The following is a 3,710-nucleotide window of genomic DNA, read 5'->3' on the forward strand; positions in this document are numbered from 1 at the left end:
TTGCAGCTGCCGGAGTGGACGCAAGATCGTATAGCTGGCGATGCCCGCAAGACCCAATCCGAATACCAGCGCCACCAGGACCAGTTGCTCGGTGACGGCTTCCGCTTGGGCGGCGCTCGCCCGCGATTCCGTCACCCCGACGCTCACTCGAGCCTCGTGCAGATCGATATAGCCCTGAATCGAGGAGGACATGCGGTCCATCAGAACCTCGCGTCGATTTTCATACTCCGGAGTCGCCTGCCTGATCTTCCCCTTCGCGGTCTGCAATTCATTTTGAAAAAGCTTCAGTTGCTCCTTGAGCATGTCGTCCGTCTCGCGGAGCAGTTTCAACCCCTGAGGGGAGCTTTCCTGGCCCCGGAGCAGCTGAAGACTGCGCCGAAACTCCTCCACCTCCTCTGTCAGATGCGCCAGAAAAGCCTGATCTTTGGTCGCGAGATATTTCTTTTCACTGTTCAATTGGGCAAAGAGCGAACCCAACAGCCTCTTCGCGGATTCAGCAGCCGGATAATGGTAGGACGCCATCTGGGTACTCATCGCCGTCAACTGCCGAAGTTGAAAGAGCGCATAAATATTGACGCCTCCCATGACCGTAATAATGACGAGAGAGGTCATCACCAACCGCCAAAAGATGGAAAGTTGCACGAGTCCACACCTTCTCCGGACTACCTCGCGAGGGAACACGCTCGAGTGTAGGCTACCCCATACACTATTTCACCTTCGATCACAAGCCAGGAGCCGCCGTCGACCCAAGATGGTCTCGATCCGGTACAGAACAAATGTAATGAAACGAGCCCGGTGACAGCCTATCGCGATTTCAATCCCTACTGTCTCGTATCAAACTGGTGAGAAAAGAGACGCTGCCGTCTGGAGGATCCATGGAGCGATGCAAAAAGATGGCCGCGGAACAGCAAAATCGCCATGGCCATCGGTGGAGTCAGGAGCACAAGAATGATCCCTTGCCCGTCGGAATCCAAGCCCACGTAGGATAACCATCCTCCAATGGCCGTGAGCGGAAGCATGAGAATTTGGAAGAAATCGAGGCCGGCTCCGCGACCGACACGGCCGGAAAGCGTAAAAAATTCCTGCAGCCCGCTCGGAGAAAGCACCACCGGCAAAATGAGCAGCGCGAAGGGGAGGAACCACTCGACCCAATGTTCCAACACAAATTCATACGATGTCTTGAACACATTGAGGGTGGAATCATGTCGGACTTGATAAATCACTTCCGGTGCCGGATTCAAGAGGATGAACACCAGAAGCAGAAACGCCGACAAAAGAAACTGCCCATAGGGATTCGCTTGCATGCCCATATCGAGGAGCATTGTCGGCAGCCACAACACGAATCCCACGCCGATCACATCCCAGAAGTAATGTCCGAAGCTCTCCGTCACATCCGTGAGCCGAATGGACCTTGTTCCGCCGAGAGACAGCTCGATAAGCCGAAGGGTCACACCCACCAACAGCGCATTGGCGATGCCGAGCATGAGCCCGCCCACGATTCCCAATGGAGCGGCGATTCGTGATGTGCCCAACAAGAGGACGGCGAATGCGATGAGCGCCACCATCGTCACCCAACTTCGAACGAACGAGCGCCCCGTCGCATACAGGACATGCCGATACAGCTGAAATGTGGCCGAAACGAGGTTGACCATGCCGATGTGCGTACCCTAATCGGGATTGTGCCGGAGGTCAAGAACCTGTCCGCACTATTCATGAGAATTCTGCCCCAATCACGAATTCGCCACGAACCTTCATGAATCATGTGGGCACGTCGCGTGGGCAAGAGGAGTAGATTCGTGGATTCTCGGTTGACTTATCTCGAACCGATGATTATCAGATGACGTACCGACACAGTATCTTTTCACGGAGTGAATCATCATGGATGTGAACCGAATGACGATCAAGTTGCAAGAGGCACTCCAGTCCGCCTCGGCCCATGCGCAGCGACGAAGCCATCAGGGCATCGATGTTGAGCACGTGCTCTTGGCCCTGCTCGACCAGGAAGGGGGGACGACTCCTGCCCTCCTCGAGAGCGCCGGTGTCGCCCTCCCTGCCGTGAGGCAGGTCGTCGAACAAGCCTTGGCAAAGCTGCCGCAAGTGCAAGGCGCCGGGGCCGCTCCCGGTCAAATGCATATCACCAACCGTCTCACCCACGTCCTCAACCGCGCGGAAGAGGAACAACAATCGCTCAAGGACGACTTTCTCAGTGTCGAGCATGTGCTGCTGGCCATGGTTCAGGAAGGGGGCGTGTTCAAGAAGCTGGGACTGAACAGAGACGGTCTCCTGGCCGGATTGCAACAGGTGCGCGGCAATCAACGTGTCACCAGTCAGGATCCCGAAAGCACCTACCAGTCGCTGGTGAAATACGGCCGTGATCTGACTCAATTGGCCGAACAGGGGAAACTCGACCCCGTCATCGGCCGTGACGACGAAATCCGGCGCGTGATTCAGATCCTTTCCCGCCGAACCAAGAACAATCCCGTGCTCATCGGCGAGCCCGGAGTCGGGAAAACCGCGATCGTGGAAGGGCTGGCGCTTCGCATCGTCAAGGGGGATGTCCCGGAAAGTCTGAAACACAAGAAGCTCTTCGCGTTGGACATGGGATCGCTCGTCGCCGGGGCCAAGTTTCGCGGCGAGTTCGAAGAGCGGCTCAAGGCCGTGCTCAAGGAGATCCAATCTTCCCAAGGCCAGATTCTGTTGTTCATCGACGAATTGCATACGGTCGTCGGCGCCGGCGCCGCTGAAGGCGCGATGGACGCGGCCAATCTGTTGAAACCGATGCTGGCGAGGGGCGAATTGCACCTCATCGGCGCCACGACGCTCGACGAATACCGGAAACACATCGAAAAAGACGCCGCGTTGGAACGCCGCTTTCAGACCGTCTTGGTCGACCAGCCGTCCGTGGAGAACACCATTTCCATCTTGCGCGGCCTCAAAGAGCGCTATGAAGTCCACCATGGGGTACGTATCAAGGACAGCGCGCTGGTGGCGGCGGCGAAATTATCGCATCGCTATATTTCCGATCGGTTTCTTCCGGACAAAGCCATCGATTTGGTCGATGAAGCCGCGGCGCGGCTCAGGACCGAAATCGACAGCCTTCCGGCCGAGCTGGACGAGGTCTCACGCAAGGTGCTCCAGCTGGAGATTGAGCGCGAAGCGTTGAAGAAAGAGAAGGATCCGGCGAGCGCCGCCCGTTTGGCTGCTCTCGAGGCCGAGCTGAACGAAAGGCAACGCGACCTGCAGACTCTGAAAACCCGGTGGGAATCGGAAAAGACCTCCGTCTCCCGCCTCCGTAAAACGCGTCAGGCCATCGAGGACGTCAAACTGAAGATCGATCAAGCCGAGCGGGCGTATGACCTCAATCGCGTGGCTGAACTGCGGTACGGAGAGCTGCCTCGGCTGGAGCGGGAATTGGAACTGGAACAGCAGCATTTGGGAAAGAAGCAAGATGAGGCAAGACTGCTGAAGGAAGAAGTCGATGAAGATGAGATTGCCGCCGTGGTCGGCCGCTGGACCGGCATTCCGGTTTCCCGCTTGCTCGAAGGAGAAACCGACAAGCTGTTGAAACTCGAGGAACTGCTGCACCAGCGTGTCGTGGGACAAGATGAAGGCGTTCGAGCCGTCGCGGACGCCGTGCTTCGCGCCCGGTCGGGCATCAAAGATCCCAATCGCCCGATCGGTGCATTTCTGTTCCTGGGCCCCACCGGTGT

Annotated in this window: 3 protein-coding genes; 1 reads left to right on the plus strand and 2 read right to left on the minus strand. The window is 57.3% G+C overall.

The window, feature by feature from the left end; all coding sequences use genetic code 11:
- The coding region (locus tag ACOSYY_RS06690) for a hypothetical protein (RefSeq protein WP_421661491.1) at nt 1-642 on the minus strand (642 nt) is incomplete at its 3' end.
- Between the two features lie 179 nt (nt 643-821).
- Complete coding sequence (locus ACOSYY_RS06695) at nt 822-1,652, minus strand: hypothetical protein (RefSeq protein ID WP_421661492.1); 831 nt, start codon at nt 1,650-1,652, stop codon at nt 822-824.
- A 226-nt stretch (nt 1,653-1,878) separates the two neighbouring features.
- Between ACOSYY_RS06695 and ACOSYY_RS06700 the strand changes: the two genes are divergently transcribed.
- On the plus strand, nt 1,879-3,710 hold a 1,832-nt coding region (locus ACOSYY_RS06700), incomplete at its 3' end, for a Clp protease N-terminal domain-containing protein (RefSeq protein WP_421661493.1).

It is taken from the genome of Nitrospira sp. BLG_2 (genome assembly GCF_049222245.1).